This is a genomic window from Flavobacterium sp. MMLR14_040 (assembly GCF_033657265.1).
Taxonomy (GTDB): Bacteria; Bacteroidota; Bacteroidia; order Flavobacteriales; family Flavobacteriaceae; genus Flavobacterium.
Genome location: NZ_JAWVWO010000002.1, coordinates 520,919 through 539,926, shown reverse-complemented (window position 1 = coordinate 539,926; position 19,008 = coordinate 520,919). Strand labels below are relative to the sequence as shown.

The following is a 19,008-nucleotide window of genomic DNA, read 5'->3' as shown; positions in this document are numbered from 1 at the left end:
TTAAGCAAAAGTGGTTTTTTGTGATCTAGCGTCCGGCATTGTCGGACGTTATTTTTTTATTTGAAGCTTATTTTTTTACCGCAAAGACCGCAAAGATTTTTATCCAGGAATGCTTTTGAAAAGCAAAAAAGTTCGCAAAGCTAAGTCAATAGCTTTGCGAACTTTGCCTTTATATATAAAAACTAAGAGTAAAAAAACCTTGCGCTCTTTGCGGTAAAAAAATAATGTGTAAAAAACACACTTATTTTAACGATTTGCAGGAAGGTACAGGACACTTATATTTTAGTCTTACTTTAAATTGCTACCAATTAGTGATAAAAATGTTAAAATAGTTGAGAATATAAGTTTTTGATTCATAAAATTTATAGTTTGAATTATTTTTAAGCATTATAAAATTAAAAAGACAAAATGCGTTTATCAATCCTACATAAAATATTTCTAGCTTTTTTAGTAACATTTTCTGTTGCTTCCGCTTCGGCTGCTGAAATTTGGGTTTCAACAACCGGAAAAGATACAAATCCTGGTACAAAAGAAAATCCCTTGGCAACCGTGCATATGGCAATTAGAAAAGCCAGAGAATTGCGTCGCCTAAAAGATCCTTCTATAAAAGATGGTATTCATATTATAGTTCAAAATGGAACGTATTATTTAAATGAACCCTTGTTTATAAGACCCGAAGATTCCGGAACTGCCGAAAGTCCAACGACAATTGAAGCGGATATAAATGCAAGACCAATAATTAGCGGAGGTTTTGAAATTAAAAACTGGAAAAAAGGCGCAACGATAAATGGAGTAAAAAAAGCAAATATTTGGGTAGCCGATGCACCTCAAAAAGCAGGTGAAATTATCAATTACAGACAACTTTGGGTTAACGGAAAAAAAGCCATTAGGGCCAAAAGTACATCTGGAAACCAAATGGACAGAATTCTTTCTTGGGATTCTGCAACAGAAACTTGCTGGATTCCTTTTAAAGATAAATCCATAAAGTACGAACCCGGAATGGAAATGTTTATCATTCAATGGTGGTCAACGGCTAATCTTCGAATCAAAAATATTGAAGTTCAAAAAGACAGTGCAAGACTTTCATTTGAACAACCAGAAAGTCGTATTCAAAGCGAACATCCGTGGCCGGCGCCGTGGATTTCAAAAAATAACGGAAATTCAGCCTTCTTCTTAAACAACGGAGTCTCCATGTTGAACGAACCTGGCGAATGGTTTTTGGATAAAAAAAATGCCAAAATCTATTATATACCGAGAGAAAGAGAAGATTTAACTTCAGCAAAAGTTACGGTTCCGGTTCTGGAAAATTTAGTCGAAATGAAAGGAACAATCGATTCTCCGGTTCATCATTTTAATTTTAAAGGAATCTCTTTTCAATACAGCAACTGGCTTCGTCCTTCACAACAAGGTCATGTGCCATTGCAAGCCGGAATGTATTTATTGGATGCTTATAAATTGAAAGTTCCCGGAACTCCAAATCAGTCAAATCTGGAAAATCAGGGTTGGGTTGGAAGACCAAGAGCAGCCGTTGAAGTTAATTATGCTCATAACAATCAATTCGAATCTTGTCGTTTTGAACATTTATCTTCAACCGGATTAGATTTCAATAAAGGCACAAATCACAATATAATTAAAGGGAATTTATTTAAAGATATTGGCGGAAACGCTATGAGTATTGGTGTTTTTTCTGAAGAAGCTTTCGAAGCCCATTTACCATTAATAATCAAAGACGAAAGAGAAATTTGTTCCGATGAAACAATTGCGGACAATTTAATCACCAACGTTGCCAACGAAGATTGGGGATGCTTAGCAATTGCAGCGGGTTTCGTAAAAAATCTAACGATTGAACACAACGAAATTTCGGATGTTGCCTACAGCGGAATTTCAATGGGCTGGGGTTGGACACACACTAAAAATGTGATGGAAAACAATAAAATCCTCGGAAATAAAATTCATCATTATGCCAAACATTTGCATGATGTTTCTGGAATTTACACACTTTCATCTCAGCCAAACAGCCGAATAGAAGAAAATTATATTGATAAAGTGTACAATAGTCCATACGCACACGATCCGTTTTTGTGGTTGTATTTGTATACAGATGAAGGAAGTGAAGGATTCACCATTAAAAATAACTGGATTGCCGAAAAGAAAATCCTAAAAAATCATAATGGTCCAAAAGGAAATATTTGGGAACGTAATGATCCATATGTAAGCACGAAAATAAAAGAGGCTGCCGGAATCAGAGCACCATACAAAGACTTAGAAAAAGAGGTTGTAATCGATGAAAAATGGGGAATGCAGGAAATGCCAAAACCGTATGCGATCGAATTAATAGGTTCTGATTTTGATATTGAAAAAATCAAATCGACTTTGGTTGGCTTTAGAATTGTGGGTCAGGAATTGTACCAATGGAAAAATCATTTGGTGATTTACGGAAAAATGAATCAGCCGGAAAGAACAAAAAGAAAACTGGCTTTGGCTTTTCCTTCTTTAGAAATTAAAATCTATGATAATCTGGTTTACGATTTCCAAAATTTTGAAAGATGTAAAGATTCTAAGCCGGCATCAGAATGGGAAAATATTGTTTTAACAGCCAATTTAGTGGATGATCCAAAACTGCAAAAAGAGTATGTAGATTATCATATCACACAATTTGAAAAATGGCCGGAAATTGCAAAAGGATTCTGTAATGCCGATTTTCAGCAATTGCAGGTTTTCAAAAACGGAAGACAATTGATGTTGGTAATCAGTATTCCGAAAGGTGAAAATCTGGATAAACTGAATCCGAAAACAACAGAAAATAATCCACGTGTAGACGATTGGAATAATTTAATGAAAAAATACCAAACCGGAATCGAAGGCGCAAAACCAGACGAAACCTGGATTTTTCTAAATAAAATAAATTAAAATATTTAGCCACAGATTAAAAGATTAACACAGATTAAAAATCTTTTAGAATCATTTAATGTGTGGCAAAAAAAATAAATTCAAAGTTGAAAATAGGCTTTTAGACAGAATCTAAAATCTAAAATCAACAATCTAAAATATATATTCATGTTAAAAATTGCCATTTTAGGTCTCGGAGAAGGTCGAAGTACAATGTCGGCAGCTTTAAAAAGCTCAAAATTAGAGCTTGTAAAAGTATGCGACAGAAATGAAGAATTGTGCAAACAAAGAGCAAAAGAATTTGATTTTCATTCGTACACAACAAATTACGATGATTTATTAAAGGATTACGCAATTGATATCATTGCCATTTATACACCGGATCATCTACATGCCGATCATGTAAAACAAGCCTTACTTCACGGAAAACATGTAGTTTGTACAAAACCTTTTATCGATAATCTTGCCGATGCAAAAGAATTACTAACCTTGAGCGAGAAAACAGGAAAGAAAGTTTTTATTGGTCAAAGTTCACGGTTTTTTGAACCGGCGAAAAGACAAAGAAATGATTTTGAAGCAGGAATAATCGGTGATTTAATTACAATCGAAGCGCATTATCACGCCGATCATAGATGGTTTTTAGAAAAAGAATGGTCGTTATTGCAATCTTTCAAATGGCTTTATGGCGGTTTAAGCCATCCTGTAGATTTCATCAGATGGTATTTGCCCAATATTGAAGAAGTGATGGGCTACGGAATGATTAGCAGCAACGGAAGTGTGGCGGGATTAAAAAATGAAGATACAATGCATTTTATTTTCAAAGCAACCGATGGAAGAATTGCGCGCGTTAGCGGTGTGTACACATCACCAACACAACCCGCACAAAGAGATAGCGGAATGAGTACAATTTTACGTGCAACCGAAGGCGCAAGCCAGGCCGATTATCACGAATTGCGTTATGCTATTACAGACAAAACTGGCGAAGAAAAAGTAATAACCTGGGGCGATGCGACCTTAAAACATTATTTCCGTTTTGAAGGACAAAGTCACCACGCAGGAGAATATCAAAATTATCTGGAATATTTTGTGGATAGTATCGAACAAAATTTCACGGCCTATCCTGACATGAAAGAAGGTATCGGAACTGTGGCTTTATTACAGGCAATGGACAAATCTTTACAAACCGGACTGCCAGTTAAAATAGCTGATGTTTTAAAAGAATATGAGCTATGAACAGTATTTACGATAAGTTAACCACCTTAGATTTTATCATTGTTGCCGTTTATTTAGTAGCCTTATTAATTATTGGTTACGTGGTAAGTGTCAAGCAAAGCAAGAAAAACGAAACACTTTTTCTGGCTGGGAATTCCTTAAAATGGTACAGTATCGGGTTTAATATGTGGGGAACCAATGTTGGTCCGTCCTCCTTATTGGCCTTCGCGAGTATTGGTTATGCAACCGGAATTGTAGCCGGAAATTTTGAGTGGTATGCTTTTGTTTTCTTACTGCTTTTGGCCATGGTTTTTGCACCGCGTTATATTGCGAGCAAAGTCAGCACTATGCCGGAATATATGGGAAAACGTTATGGCGACAGTACACAAAATATTTTGGCCTGGTATGCTTTAGTAAAAATCCTGGTAAGTTGGTTATCGTTAGGACTATTTAGCGGAGGAATTTTGGTACGCCAAATTCTCGGAATTCCGATGTGGCAAAGTGTTACCGTTTTAGTTATTTTCTCGGGAATTTTTACTTTTGCCGGAGGTTTGAAAGCCATTGCAAAAGTGAATGTTTTTCAGATGCTTTTATTAATTGTTGTTTCACTTACATTATCTTATTTAGGATTACAAAAAGTGGGAGGCATCGGCGCCTTAATTGCCAAAACGCCTCCTAATTTCTGGAATTTAGTACAACCCGCAAGCGACGCACATTATCCGTGGCCGGCTATTTTGTTGGGATATCCGGTTGCGGCGGTTGCTTTTTTCTGTACCGATCAATCAATGGTGCAGAGTGTTTTGGGCGCGAAGAATTTGGAGCACGGACAATTGGGCGTAAATTTCATCGGCTGGCTGAAAGTATTGGCTTTGCCTTTGTTTATTTTACCGGGAATTCTGTGTTATGTTTTATATCCGGAATTAGGCAAAAATTCTGATCTGGCATATATGACAATGGTGACTAATTTATTCCCAAGTGGAATGAACGGTTTGGTAATTTGTGTCATGATTGCCGTTTTGGTGGGAACAATTGGTTCATCACTAAACGCATTAAGTACCGTTTTTACCAATGATATTTATGTAAAGAAAATAAATCCGACAGCGACTATCAGGGAACAAATTAAAATTGGACGCATTACAATTGCAGCCGGATGTTTATTCGCTATTTTGATTGCCGTTGCCATTGATAATATAAAAGGACAAAATTTGTTCAATATTTTTCAGGCCGTTTTAGGATTTTTGGCGCCTTCATTATCTGTAGTTTTTCTTTTGAGTATTTTTTGGAAACGTACCACAAAAAAAGCTGTAAACGCAACATTATCCTGGGGATCCGCTTTTAGTTTATTTGTTGGAGTTTTATATTTATGGGTTTTTCCTGCTGATAAATATCCGGTTTGGCCTCACTTTTTATTAATTTCATTTTACATTTTTGCTACATTATTAGTATCAGCCATTATTATTTCATTAGCAGATAAAAATCCTGAGATTAATTTTTCAGATGAAACTGATATTCCTAAAACTAGTAAGAAAGTCAAATTGTTGTTTGGTTTATTGGGATTGACGATTTTGGCTTTGTATTTGGTTTTTAATGGGAATTAATCTCAAACTATTTATTCAACATGGCCAGTGGTTTCAACCAGGGGAAACATAATATGATAAACGTGATGTTTCCCCTGGTTGAAACCACTGGCTATGTTTAGATAATAATTAAATAAAAAAAACACATAGCTTTTCAATTTTAGAAAACTATGTGTTTTTTTATGAATGAAATGCCTTTTAAACCACTTTTGCTATTTGTGTGTTTACACGAATATTATTAAGAGCGCTCAAACCTGGTGTTTCATAAGTGTTAAACTCTAAATTAACGCCCGGTCTAAATATCAGACAATGTGTTGAACCTCCAAAATGGAACATCCCCAGCTCGTCGCCTTTTTTTACAATGTCGCCAGCTTGTACTTTTATTTCGCAGCTGGAAACTTCTGCCATACCCACAGGCATTACACACATAAGTCCAATGGCCGGATTGTCTGCCTCAATAAATATAACTGCTCTGGTGGCAACTGCAGTTAAAAAAGGCTGTGAATTGTTGGGAGCACTCGAATCGGCTCCCTCTGGATTGTAAAAACCCTGATATAGATTTTCTAAATAATAAGAACCGTTTATAACAGCCGTTTTTACGATTTTACCGTTTACAGGACTGTGCCAGCGGTGGTAGCTTAAGGCACTCAAAAATGCTTGATAAACTGTTCCTCCATCAAACTGGGGTGCTAATTCATCAAAATTCATCATGTTTTCTAACGAATAAGGCTGTCCTTTTAACCAAAATTGATCCGACAAAGCTACGTTAGTTGCCACTTGCAAAGGTGCCGACTCACAGGCATTTACAATAATGGAATCATCATTGGGCTGAGTAACAGGGCGCACATTTGGGCAAAACAATCTAGTAAAAAAATCGTCCCAACTATTGAATCCATAATATACGTCTGAAGGGTCAGACTGAAAAACATCAGAAAATGTGGCGTTGGCAGGAATAGGATTCGGTTCTAGACCTAAAGCTTCCTGAGCAACTTGCATCATTTCGGATTGTGCTAATTCGCTTAACCATGCAATTACGTTTTCTGTAGGGTCATTTTCTATCAAAACATATCTGGAATCTTCCGAAATCAAAAATTTAGACCAATAGTTTAATATTTTTTTTAACTGCTGATTGACCAATGTGTTTGAAAAAACATCATACCCAAAATTGGTTGCCATTGGCCAGGCTAAAAGTGCATTAATAGGAAAGCCAATCATGCCTGCAGGTGTTTGATTTCCTGGAGCACCGGTTTGGTAAGCTTCGGGAGCAGTTTGCATAATTCCGTTGAGTAAAACAAGGAAATCCTCAAAAGTGATAGGCTCCGGTTCCCAAAGTAAAGGGGTTCTTTGTTTTAAGAAATGAGCTTCGGCAAACATTCCCTGCACATTCGCGTACAACACAGGATCTGAATACACTAGATTTTGAAATTCCACAATTTCAGGAATAAGCGGTGTTGGATTTTTTTTGGTATTTTTTTTGATTTTCAGAATCCAATCTTCGATAATTTGTGGGTTTTGGGGTAACCAACCTCCCAGTAATTGTTTTGCTTTGATAAATTTAGTTGTTTCCATAGTCTTTTGGATTAAATTTATAACGAAGGTATTTTAGAAAATAAGCCAAAAATTTTAAATAGTTACAGGAGCTTATTTTTGTGTTATGAAGAGCTATATTGTTGATAGGAAACTAAAGACTGTGAAAATATCATTTAAAAAAAACAAATAGCATCTCTACAGAATGCTTTATATTTTTTGTGAATTGCCCCCAGTTTTAACTGGAGGTATATGTAATAAGAATGGAAAAAGGCTTTAGCCAAATATCTATAATTTAGCTAAAGCCTTTTGAGCTTATATTATTTCTCATCCAGCTAAAGCCGGAGGCAATTAAAAATTAATTTTCAACTTTCTTTCTCTTCTCCAAATTAGGTAAAAATCCAGTAATAACTCCAATCAAAGGCAGAAACGCACAAATCTTAAATACATATTCAATACTCGTTGCATCGGCGATTTTTCCTAAAATAGCAGAACCCAAACCCCCCATTCCAAAAGCGAATCCAAAGAAAAGGCCGGCAACAAGTCCAACTTTCCCAGGCATTAATTCAGTGGCATAAACTAAAATGGCAGAGAATGCAGAGGAAAGAATAAGGCCAATGATTACAGATAAAGTTCCAACCCAAAATAAAGAAACATAAGGCAATAACATGGTGAAAGGAGCAACGCCTAAAATTGAAACCCAGATTACATATTTTCTACCGAATCTATCTCCAATTGGTCCGCCAATTAAAGTTCCGGCAGCAACTGCACCCGAAAATAAAAATAAATAAACCTGAGATTGCTGAATGCTGATGTGAAATTTATCGATCAAAAAGAAAGTGTAATAACTTGTAATACTGCTCATATAGAAGTATTTCGAGAAAATTAAAACCAATAAAATGATCAGTGAAGTAGTTACAGTTCTTTTCGATAAATGATGTGTTTCAATTTGATGAGATGATTTATTGGCATTTCTTAAAGATAAATGCTCGCTGTACCAAAGTGCAATTTTATACAAAGCAAAAATCCCAATAATCGCGATAATACAAAACCAAGCCACAAAAGATTGTCCGTGTGGAATAACGATAAATGCCGCCAACAAAGGTCCAATAGCACTTCCTGCATTTCCTCCCAATTGAAAAATAGATTGCGCCAATCCTTTTTTTCCGCCCGAAGCTAAATGCGCAACCCTTGAAGATTCCGGATGAAAAATCGAAGATCCAATACCTATTAAACTAACTGACATTAACAAATAAGTAAAGTTTGTAGCAATCGAAACCAGAAAAAGCCCAACCATTGTAAAACACATTCCAATTATTAAAGAAAAAGGTTTTGAATTTTTATCCGTATACATTCCCACAAAAGGCTGTAAAATCGAAGCAACAATTTGATAAGTAAAAGTAATAATTCCGATTTGAGAAAAACTTAAATTAAAATTTTCCTTTAAAAGCGGATAAATCGAAGGAACAACAGCCTGTAAAAGGTCATTAATTAAGTGAGAAAAACTAATGATGAATAAGATCGAATAAGTGGTTTTTTTAAGTATATCAGGATTTGCTTTAATAGTGTCCATGAGTTATTTTTTGATTTTTAAATAAGTTAAAAACAACAGCTGTATTATTTTTTACAAAGGTCAAAAGAATATTTGTGTCAGAATTGCTATATTTGGACAATGAATAACCAGATTCGGACATATCGATTAGCACAGGATTATGGATACCAATTGAATCCATCGATACCTGTTATAGGTTACACTGAAATGGTTAACAATGAAATGTGTATCTCGCACTCGCATCCCAGAGGGCAGCTTATTTATGCTACCCGTGGTGTAATGAATGTTGTGGTTGGAAATAATATTTGGGTTGTGAATCCGCTACAGGGCTTGTGGCTTCCTGGTGGCGTAGAACATCAGGTAACTTTTCAGAAAGACGTTAATTATTACAGTGTTTTTATCGATCCGTCGGCAATGAAAGGATTACCAATAAACAGTTTTTCCTTTGATATTCCGATGTTTTTAAAACAGCTTATTTTTAAAATTATTTCTTTTGGAACTGATGGAAATCTTACCCCTTCACAACGAAGAATCAGCGATGTTTTTTTAGATGAATTAGCTTTAATTGAACCAAGTGCCACTTTTTTGCCAACAACCAATCACGAAAGATTACAAAAAGTAGTTGAACTTTTACTGAACGATGTTGCAAGTAAAAATACGATTGATTATTACGCCGAGATCTCCTTTATGAGCACCAGAACTTTATCCCGATTATTTATTAAAGAATTGGGAATGAACTTTAGCGACTGGCGCACCCGATTAAAATTATTAGAAGCCATAAAACGTTTGGGCGAAAAACAATCCATAAAAGAAATCGCTTTTAATTTGGGTTACGAAACCACAAGTGCTTTTATTTATATGTTTAAAAAGCATTTGGGGAAAACACCTTCCAATTATATTTTAGAAGATCAAAACGATTCGGAAAAGATGATTGCTTAAATCATAATCCTAAATCAGAACGTGGATAAAACGAATTTACTTCGTAAAGACGCTGATAAAAACGAATTTATATTTTATAGAATAAAAAAAAATCGCATCAATCCGTGTCTTCGCGATAAAATCTGTTTCATCAGTGTTCATTAAAAATTTCAACATCGTTTTTTTTAGTACTAAAAAAGTGATAACTCATAATTTTTCCCTTAAATAATTATCAAAAATTCCTGTTTGTTATGAAATAACAGGACACTACAGGTTGGCAAATGTGGAAATAACACTTATCTTTAGCTCCAAAAAAAGATAAATGCAAAGCCGATTTTCCATATTTAGATTTTTGTTTGTTTGTGTTATTTTATTTCCTGTGGCTTTTTTGTTCGCTCAGGAAAAAACAAAAGAAGCGACATGGATCTGGTATCCAGGTGATTTTGAAGTTTTGTTAAGCAATAAAATGCAAGTAAGACGTACCGAACGAGAAGCAGTATTTCCGCCGCTTTGGCAATATTACAGTCCATATGCCTTGGTAACTTTTCAAACAGAAGTAGATATTCCACAGTCAGACGAGGTAAAAATTTATACAGAAGGATCTTTTCAATTACTTTTAGATGGCGTTCAGGTTTATGGACAGCCAAAATCATTAAAAATCCCTGCCGGGAAACACAAAATTTCGTTTAAAGTATACAATCAGGAAGTGCTGCCGGCTATTTATATTGATGGTAAATATGTAAAATCGGATACATCCTGGAAGGTGACCAATGAAGATAAACTTTGGATTGACGAAACAGGGAAAGCACAACAATCAGGCACACCATGGATGCCTGTTGGTTTCTGGAATTTCAATTCACCGGAAAGTAAACCTTCTGAATTTAAACTCACAACCAAACCTTTAAGTGCAAAGAAAATAGAAAAAATAGGAACTGGTCAATTAGTAGATTTTGGTAAAGAAACTTTTGGTTATATCAAAATTCACGGTTTAAAAGGAAAAGGGAAAGTAGCACTTTATTATGGTGAATCTCGTGAAGAAGCGCTCGATTCTGCCAAATGTGAAACCTTAGATCATTTGTCTTTTGATGGAAAACAATCTGAAACTTACACACATGACGGATCAAAAGCATTCCGCTATGTTCAGGTACAAGCAGATGCAACGGTCAAATATGATTCTATTTCGATGCTTTATGAATATTTACCATTAGACTATCGTGGTGCATTCAAATCTTCGGATGAACAATTGAATCAAATTTGGGATGTGTCGGCTTACACGATGCATTTAACAACTCGCGAGTTTTTTATAGACGGGATTAAACGCGACCGTTGGGTGTGGTCTGGTGATGCTTATCAAAGTTATTTAATGAATTATTATTTATTCTTTGATTCGGCTTCGGTAGAACGAACGTTGTTAGCACTTCGAGGAAAAGAACCTGTAACGGCACATATTAATATCATTATGGATTATTCGCTGTATTGGTTTGTAGGTGTTTACGATTACTATTTGCACACGGGCGATACGAAGTTCATTAAAACTTTTTATCCACGAATGAAATCATTGATGGAATTCTGTTTAAAAAGAAGAAACACAAACGGATTCCTGGAACCATTAGAAGGTGATTGGGTTTTTATTGATTGGGCAGACGGATTACCAAAAACCGGAGAGGTTAGTTTTGAGCAAATGCTTTTAGCAAGAAGTCTTGAGGCCATGGTAGTTAGTGCAGAAATTGCAGGTGAAAAGGATGACCAAAAACAGTATCAAAAATTAGCTGATGATTTAAAAACAAAATTGTATGATGTGTTTTGGGACAAGAAAGAAAACGTCATGAAACACCAGCGAATAGATGGTAAAATGCAAAATATAGTAACCAGATACGCTAATATGTTCGGTATTTTCTTTAATTATTTTGATGAAGAACAAAAGCAAAGTATAAAAAAGAAAGTTTTACTCAATGATGATATTCTTAAAATTACAACACCATACATGCGTTTTTATGAGTTGGAAGCCTTATGTGCGATGGGCGAACAAGATTATGTGTTGAAAGAAATGAAGGATTATTGGGGAGGAATGTTAAAAGAAGGCGCAACTTCTTTCTGGGAAGAATACAATCCAACCAAAAAAGGAACAGAACATTTAGCAATGTACGGACGCCCTTATGGAAAAAGTCTCTGCCATGCCTGGGGTTCCAGTCCAATTTATTTATTAGGAAAATATTATTTGGGTATAAAACCAACTGCTCCCGGTTATGCTGAATATGAAATAAAACCTAATTTAGGTGGCTTACAATGGATGCAGGGAAAAGTACCAACACCAAATGGTGAAGTTGAATTGTATTGCAGCACCAAAGAAATCAAAGTAAAAGCAGCGGAGGGCGAAGGAAAATTGATTTTCGAAAGTTCAGGCAAACCAAAAACAAATTCAGGAACGATTACAACATTGGCTAAAAATAAATATCAATTAATTGTTCAGCCGAATATGGAGTATAAAGTGAGTTATAAAGCGATTTGAGTTCTTGGCAATTAGTTAAATATCTAGTCTGTCATTCCGACTGAAAGGAGGAATCACACTCGTAACCACAAAGATTGTCGACTATTGTTGCGGAATTTCTAGTGCGATTTCTCCCTTTGGTCGAAATGACAAAAAGTAAAAAATAAAAACCAATGTTTTCAAAAAACACAAAATACAATTTCAAATTAAAAACAGCTTTCTTAATGCTGTTGATCATCTGTATTCAAGCTTCAGCACAAAATTCAAGCTGGACACCAGCATCTTTTGAAATTGTAAAATCAAAATACAAAACTTTCAAAACAACACAATATGCTCATGTTTTTTCAGGCAGCAAAAATAATATTGTTCGTTTAGCACCGGATTTGCAAGATTTACAAGGTATTCAACTTCCTTTAGAATCATATAAAAGCGGAACAAATTCTCCTTTACAATTAAAATTTAGAGAGCCTGTTAAGGTTATAGTTGGTATTTTTCAGGAAAACAATTCAGAATATCTTCAGTCAAATAAACTTGAAAACGCAAAATTGGTTTTAAAAAACGGATTAACCATTACAGGATTACCTTCGGTGAATGTATATGCACTTTCTTTCCCAAAAGGAAAACAAACAATAAATCCTGGAACTGGATTATTTGCAATTTTGGGAGTTATAAAAGATACCCAAAAATTAAGCTTCAGAAATGCAGAATTGCCAGACGGTAAACTTTGGAATCCGACTTTTATAGTCGAAGGATTTTCAGATGAAAAACCACTTTTCGAAATTGTCGGTGGAGAAAACAAAGCTGTTGTAGACGAAGGAATGCCCGGAACTGAAGGGATTCAGGGTGGTTTTGAAGGCGGAAGAGTAGTAAAAGTGGGCGAAACATATCATATGTTTCCAACAGAAAGAGCCGGAGAAATAGGAGTTGACTATTATTATGATCGTGTAAAAACCCGAATTGGACACTGGACAAGTAAAGACGCCATTCACTGGAAGAGAGAATCAACAATTTATCAGGCAAGCGGAACTTACGCCATAACCGAAGACGATAACCCAATGAATGATCGCCGTGCCGCAATTTGGTCGTACATGCCGGTTTTTAACGAAAAGGCAAACAAATGGTACGGCTATTATTTAGCTTACACGGTGAGTAAAACGATAGAACCAAATCATTCTTTCGGAAGAATCTGGCGTTGCGAATCAACTGTTGACGGAATCAATGGAATTGGCGGTCCGTATAAAGATATGGGAATCATAATGGAACCGGGATTAGACTCAGAACCATGGGAAGGACGTCAAGGCGTGGCTTCTTTTTTTCCGTATAAAGTGGGCGATAAATATTTTGGATTTTACAGCGGCGCTTACCCTTTTAATTCATGGGCAGATTATCCGAAGAAAACCGGAAAAGGCTGGTTTGTGGCTTTGGCCGAATCAAAAAGTTTAGAAGGTCCGTGGTCGAGAATAAAAGACGGAAGCAATCCTATAAAATCAATGCATCCGTTTTTTGTAGAAAATCCAATTGTGAGTCAGTTGCCAAACGGTTTGTACATCGCCGTTTTTGATGGAGGCCCGGACGGTTGGGGACATCATTTACCGAATATGATGGGTTATTCCTTATCAAAAGATGGGAAAAACTGGAGTGAAGCAAGATATCTTCCCATAGAAACAAAAGTCGATAAATGGTGGGATATCATGAGAACGCCGCTTTGCCTAATCCCCGAAGGGAATGACGTTTACACAATTGTATACGCTGCCATAGATTTGAAAAAAAGATTTCACCCAATGGGAATGGTAAAAGTAAAGTTAAACAAAGACGTAATGGAATCTCGATTGAAAGATTTAGAATAAAGAGCAGAGAACCAAGAGGAAAGGAAAGAGGAAAGAGTCAAGAATATAGAGAATAGAATATAGAGAAACTTTGCGACTCCGCGGCTTTGCGAGATTATTTCACCAACTTGGATTCATAAAGATTAAAAAAAACTTAGGGCCTTAGCGCCTTCGTGGCAAAACAACATAACGAATGAAAATTAAATACCTAATCATCACCATTACATCACTTTTCCTCACCAGTTGCGCAACGACTAAATATAAGAAAAGAGAAATCAACGAAACCGTTATGCAGGAGATTTACAACGAAATCAAAACGCCTTATAAATACGGTTTGGTAATGGTGCCAACAGACAACTCATACAAAATGGATTGTCCGAGCGTTTTCAGAAAAGACGGAAAATGGTTTATGACGTATTTAATTTACGATGGAAGAGGTTACGAAACCTGGCTGGCAGAAAGTGATGATTTATTACATTGGAAACATTTAGGAAAAGTAATGTCTTTTTCAGAAAATGAACAACATTGGGACGTTAACCAAAAAGCAGGATATATTTCATTGCAAGACCCAACCTGGGGCGGAAGCTACGAATGGGAAAAATACGATGACAAATATTGGATGAGTTATTTTGGCGGAAACACCAAAGGTTACGAAGCCGGAGTTCTTTCAATCGGGATGGCATACACGAAAGAGTCGCCTACAAAACCGCATGAATTTCAAAGATTAGAAAATCCAGTTTTAACACCAAAAGATAAAGACGCCAAATGGTGGGATAATAGTACCATGTACAAAAACAGTGTGATTAGTGATAAGGACAAAGTTACAGGACACAATTTTATCATGTATTACAATACCCGTGGGGATAGTTTAAATCCTGCTAAAGGCGCAGAGCGCATTGCTATGGCTGTGTCAAACGATATGAAACACTGGGAACGTTATGGGGATAAACCTTTAATCAATCATCATAAAGGAATCTCAGGAGATGCCTATATTCAGCGTATTAATGATACTTGGGTGATGTTTTATTTTGGAGCTTTTTGGACGGGTTGGAATCAGGGTGCATTTAACCGTTTTGCCGTTTCAAACGATTTAATTCACTGGAACGACTGGAAAGGCGAAGATTTGATCAAATCATCTGAACCTTATGATGATATGTTTGCGCATAAATCATTCGTAGTGAAGCATGATGGTGTCGTGTATCATTTTTATTGCGCCGTAAACAAAGCCGAACAAAGAGGAATTGCAATTGCAACTTCTAAAGATTTAGGGAAAAGCGAAATGAGTTTCGTTGCGCCGCCAGGGAAAAAAGAGAAGAAGAAATAGTTTTCAGTCGCAGTCGCAGTTTACAGTGGTGGTGATTAAAGATGTAGTCCCTACGGGACATTTAGTTAGAGGGTAGTTTTTTTACCAACATTAAATTCCTAACGGAATATCTCGTAGAGATTAAATATTGGTAGCAAAATATTATTCGCAAAATGAATTTTGTCCCGTAGGGACTACACAAGATAAGTAGGCAATAATGAATAATATAAAAATAATGTCAATTCATATTCATCAATTTTTCAGGTTTCGATTTTCGATTCACAAATTGCATTTCACCTTTTACATATTACTTCTAACAATTAGCGCACAAGCACAATTGGTTACAGGTGAACCTGCCGGAGTGCCACGTGTTCCGCAAAAATACAGCAATGTGCCTTGGGAAAATCCGTTGATAACAAGTATCAACAGACAAGCAGCAAGGGCAACAGGATATTCATATAATTCTGTGGCAGATGCTTTGGAAGGAAACAGAAATAAAAGCAGAATTAAAATATTAAATGGCGAATGGGATTTCAAATTTGCCAAAAACCTTCAGGAAGCACCGCAGGATTTTTATAAGGATGAGGTAAAAAACTGGGATAAAATCGAAGTGCCATCCAATTGGGAATTGAAAGGATACGGAATGGCGATTTATAAAAGTGCCGTGTATTCGTTTCGCCCTGTGAATCCGCCTTTTGTTCCTAAAGACGATAATCCGATTGGGTCGTACCAACGAAAATTTACGATGCCGGAAAATTGGGATGGCATGAACGTTACGCTTCACTTTGGCGGTGTGAGTTCTGCTTTTCAGGTTTGGATAAATGGCGACTTTCTGGGTTATGGTCAGGACAGTTTCAATTCATCAGAATTTAACATTACACCTTACCTTAAAAAAGGAGAAAATATTTTATCAGTTCGTGTTTTTCGTTACAGCGACGGTTCTTACTTAGAAGATCAGGATCACTGGCGTTTAAGCGGAATTCAGCGTGAAGTTTACATTATGGCTGAGCCTAAATTACGTATTCAGGATTTCTTTTATCAGACCAAATTAGACAAACAATATAAGGATGCCGTCTTTCAATTGCGTCCGAGATTGGAGAATTTTACCGGAGACACGATCAAAAATCACACTTTCGAAGTACAATTATACGATCCTCAGAATAAACCTCTATTCGACAAACCATTAAGCAGAAAAGCAATTGATATTATCAGCGAAGTTTCTCCGCGACTGGACAAAGTACGTTTTGGTTTTTTTCAGGAAACAATCAAAAATCCTTTAAAATGGAGTGCCGAAGAACCAAATTTATATACTTTGATTATGACGCTCAAAAATCCTGACGGAAGTATTAGCGAAGTGAAAAGCTGTAAATTAGGTTTTCGTTCGATCGAATTCTCGAAGACGGACGGTAAAATGCTCATCAACGGAAAAGAAACTTATGTATATGGCGTAAATCATCACGGGCATCATCCCGTTCGCGGTGAGGCAGTCAATCATCAGGATTTGGAAGAAGATGTGAAATTGATGAAAAAATTCAATTTTAATTTTGTGCGTACCAGTCACTTTCCAGACGATCCTTATTTCTACGAATTGTGCGATAAATACGGATTAATGGTGATGGACGAAGCCAATCTGGAAACGCACGGATTAGGTGGTTTTTTAAGTAACGACCAACAATGGACACACGCGTATTTAGAACGTATGACCCGAATGGTGGAGCGCGATAAAAACCATCCAAGTATTGTAATGTGGAGTTTGGGTAATGAAGCAGGAAAAGGTCCAAACCATGCAGCTATGGCTGGTTGGACACACGATTACGATATTACACGTCCGGTGCATTATGAACCAGCACAGGGAAATCCGAGATTAGAAGGCTATATTGATCCGCTTGATCCTCGTTATCCAAAAACAGTCGATCATTCACATCGATTTGAAAATCCGCAGGATGAACCTTATGTAGATATTGTAAGTCGTTTTTATCCGGGTGTTTTCACCCCTAAATTTTTAGTAGATCAAAATAAAGATACACGACCAATTCTTTTTGTGGAATATTCGCATTCTATGGGAAATTCAACCGGAAATCTAAAAGAATTATGGGATGAATTCCGCTCAACACCAAGAGTAATTGGAGGCTGTATCTGGGATTTAAAAGATCAGGGTTTGCTTAGAAAAGATCCAAAAACCGGCCAGGAATATTTGGGTTACGGAGGCGATTTTGGAGAGAAAAAACACGACGCCAATTTCAATATCAACGGACTTGTTGCGGCAGACGGCCGACCAAAAGCGGCAATGTATGAAAACAAATGGATTTACCAGCCTGCCGTTTCCAGTTTAGATTCTGATTCTAAATTAAAAATCCACAACCGTCAGGTGGTTCAAAATTTGAGTGCTTTTATTCCAGTTATAAAAATTCTTGAAAACGGAAATATAATTAAAGAAGTAGTTTTAAAACCGATTGATATTTCGGCAGGAAGTGATTTTGTTTTAGATGTAAACAAATATCTTCCGAAGATGAAACAAGATGCGGAATATTTTCTGAACATCGAATTTCAACTTCAAAAGGATGAGTTTTGGGCTTCGAAAGGATATGCCGTTTCAACAGATCAGTTTCTTTTGAAAAAGAAAGAAGCACCAACATCAATTTCCAATTCAAAAGAAAAAATAGTAGTTTCAGAAACCAATACAGCATATAACATTCAAGGTAAAAGCTATCAAATCAGTATTAGCAAGACAAATGGTGCTTTGACTTCCTATAAATTTAATAATGACGAACAGGTGTTTGCTCCGTTATTACCTAATTTCACGCGACCACTTACGGATAATGACCGCAAGGGATGGAAACCTCACAAAGTACTGAAACAATGGTATAATGCTGTTCCGAAATTGATGGACGTTGAGATGGAAAAATCAGATAATGAAATTAAAATTAGCAGTAAATATGAAGTGATTAAGGACAGTGCGCAGGTTTATGTCGATTATGTGATAAATTCAAGCGGAATTATTGTGGTCAATTACAAATTACAAGCCAATAAAAAGTTACCTAATATTCCAAAAGTCGGAATGCAAATGGGCGTTCAAAGACAATTCGACCAAATTTCGTGGTACGGAAAAGGAGAACTGGAAAATTATTGCGATCGTAGCTTCGGGTTTACTGTCGCAAGATATTCGTTACCAATAAATCAGTTTACGGAGCCTTATATCAAACCTCAGGAAAACGGAAACCGTACCGAAGTGAGATGGATGTCATTAACAAATCCATCAAAAAATAAAGGTTTATTAATTTTGACAGAAGATAAAGTTTTACAAATGAGCGCGTGGCCGTATACACAGGCAAATTTGAATGAAGCCAAACACACTTTTGATTTAAAAGATCCCGGTTTCTTAACTTTGAATATCGATTTATTGCAAATGGGAGTGGGAGGAAACGACAGTTGGTCGCCGGTTGCAAGACCAATCGAAAAATATGAGATTCCGTCAGGAGATTATGAATACAGTTTTTATCTGGTTCCGTTTTCAGCAACGAAAAATGGATTGGAAGAAAATTTGAAGAAGTTTAAATATTAGTAATGGATCATTTTAAAAATAAATGACACAAGAAATTCAACACAAATTATCAAACATAGCCCGAGCGTCCCAATGGTTGAAACCATTGGCTATGTTTTATAATGACAAATTTAAATCCCACAGGTTTGTAAAACCTGTTAGGTCTTTACTATTA

General features: G+C 36.2%; 10 protein-coding genes. 8 read left to right on the top strand and 2 right to left on the bottom strand.

The genetic code is table 11. The features are described from left to right. Positions 1 to 408: 408 nt before the first annotated feature. The 3 genes from SD960_RS05080 to SD960_RS05070 all read left to right on the top strand — a co-directional run bounded on the left by SD960_RS05080 (position 409) and on the right by SD960_RS05070 (position 5,699). The gene (locus tag SD960_RS05080; RefSeq protein ID WP_318801265.1) at positions 409 to 2,910 is read left to right on the top strand and encodes a right-handed parallel beta-helix repeat-containing protein; all 2,502 of its coding nucleotides are present in this window, start codon (positions 409 to 411) and stop codon (positions 2,908 to 2,910) included. A gap of 147 nt (positions 2,911 to 3,057) precedes the next feature. Beyond that, entirely contained in the window at positions 3,058 to 4,122 is a 1,065-nt protein-coding gene (locus SD960_RS05075) for a Gfo/Idh/MocA family oxidoreductase (RefSeq protein ID WP_318801264.1), read from the top strand. Continuing rightward, positions 4,119 to 5,699, top strand: a complete 1,581-nt coding sequence (locus SD960_RS05070) for a sodium:solute symporter (protein ID WP_318801263.1) — start codon at positions 4,119 to 4,121, stop codon at positions 5,697 to 5,699. The genes SD960_RS05075 and SD960_RS05070 overlap by 4 nt, the downstream gene beginning before the upstream one ends. Before the next feature lie 177 nt (positions 5,700 to 5,876). On the opposite strand, the gene SD960_RS05065 is transcribed toward SD960_RS05070, so the two are convergent. Continuing rightward, a complete protein-coding gene (locus tag SD960_RS05065; protein ID WP_318801262.1) occupies positions 5,877 to 7,247 on the bottom strand; it encodes a phophatidylserine decarboxylase associated domain-containing protein in 1,371 nt (456 codons plus the stop codon). Positions 7,248 to 7,563: 316 nt separating this feature from the next. Beyond that, positions 7,564 to 8,778 carry an MFS transporter gene (locus SD960_RS05060; protein ID WP_318801261.1) on the bottom strand — a complete coding sequence of 405 codons (1,215 nt, stop codon included), beginning with the start codon at positions 8,776 to 8,778 and terminating at the stop codon, positions 7,564 to 7,566. A 99-nt stretch (positions 8,779 to 8,877) separates the two neighbouring features. Between SD960_RS05060 and SD960_RS05055 the strand changes: the two genes are divergently transcribed. The 5 genes from SD960_RS05055 to SD960_RS05035 all read left to right on the top strand — a co-directional run bounded on the left by SD960_RS05055 (position 8,878) and on the right by SD960_RS05035 (position 18,854). Then, positions 8,878 to 9,696, top strand: coding sequence for a helix-turn-helix transcriptional regulator (locus SD960_RS05055; protein WP_318801260.1), 819 nt, complete (start codon positions 8,878 to 8,880; stop codon positions 9,694 to 9,696). A 301-nt stretch (positions 9,697 to 9,997) separates the two neighbouring features. Beyond that, complete coding sequence (locus tag SD960_RS05050) at positions 9,998 to 12,184, top strand: alpha-rhamnosidase (RefSeq protein WP_318801259.1); 2,187 nt, start codon at positions 9,998 to 10,000, stop codon at positions 12,182 to 12,184. Between the two features lie 152 nt (positions 12,185 to 12,336). Then, the gene (locus SD960_RS05045; RefSeq protein ID WP_318801258.1) at positions 12,337 to 14,010 is read left to right on the top strand and encodes a hypothetical protein; all 1,674 of its coding nucleotides are present in this window, start codon (positions 12,337 to 12,339) and stop codon (positions 14,008 to 14,010) included. Positions 14,011 to 14,182: 172 nt separating this feature from the next. Then, positions 14,183 to 15,313, top strand: coding sequence for a glycosylase (locus SD960_RS05040; protein ID WP_318801257.1), 1,131 nt, complete (start codon positions 14,183 to 14,185; stop codon positions 15,311 to 15,313). A gap of 214 nt (positions 15,314 to 15,527) precedes the next feature. Beyond that, a complete protein-coding gene (locus tag SD960_RS05035; protein WP_318801256.1) occupies positions 15,528 to 18,854 on the top strand; it encodes a glycoside hydrolase family 2 TIM barrel-domain containing protein in 3,327 nt (1,108 codons plus the stop codon). Positions 18,855 to 19,008 lie beyond the last annotated feature (154 nt).

What these genes read in the sequence shown, in the direction of transcription:
- SD960_RS05080 (WP_318801265.1), top strand. Translation starts at nt 409, where the DNA reads ATGCGTTTATCAATCCTACATAAAATATTTCTAGCTTTTTTAGTAACA.
- SD960_RS05075 (WP_318801264.1), top strand. Translation starts at nt 3,058, where the DNA reads ATGTTAAAAATTGCCATTTTAGGTCTCGGAGAAGGTCGAAGTACAATG.
- SD960_RS05070 (WP_318801263.1), top strand. Translation starts at nt 4,119, where the DNA reads ATGAACAGTATTTACGATAAGTTAACCACCTTAGATTTTATCATTGTT.
- SD960_RS05065 (WP_318801262.1), bottom strand. Translation starts at nt 7,247, where the DNA reads ATGGAAACAACTAAATTTATCAAAGCAAAACAATTACTGGGAGGTTGG.
- SD960_RS05060 (WP_318801261.1), bottom strand. Translation starts at nt 8,778, where the DNA reads ATGGACACTATTAAAGCAAATCCTGATATACTTAAAAAAACCACTTAT.
- SD960_RS05055 (WP_318801260.1), top strand. Translation starts at nt 8,878, where the DNA reads ATGAATAACCAGATTCGGACATATCGATTAGCACAGGATTATGGATAC.
- SD960_RS05050 (WP_318801259.1), top strand. Translation starts at nt 9,998, where the DNA reads ATGCAAAGCCGATTTTCCATATTTAGATTTTTGTTTGTTTGTGTTATT.
- SD960_RS05045 (WP_318801258.1), top strand. Translation starts at nt 12,337, where the DNA reads ATGTTTTCAAAAAACACAAAATACAATTTCAAATTAAAAACAGCTTTC.
- SD960_RS05040 (WP_318801257.1), top strand. Translation starts at nt 14,183, where the DNA reads ATGAAAATTAAATACCTAATCATCACCATTACATCACTTTTCCTCACC.
- SD960_RS05035 (WP_318801256.1), top strand. Translation starts at nt 15,528, where the DNA reads ATGTCAATTCATATTCATCAATTTTTCAGGTTTCGATTTTCGATTCAC.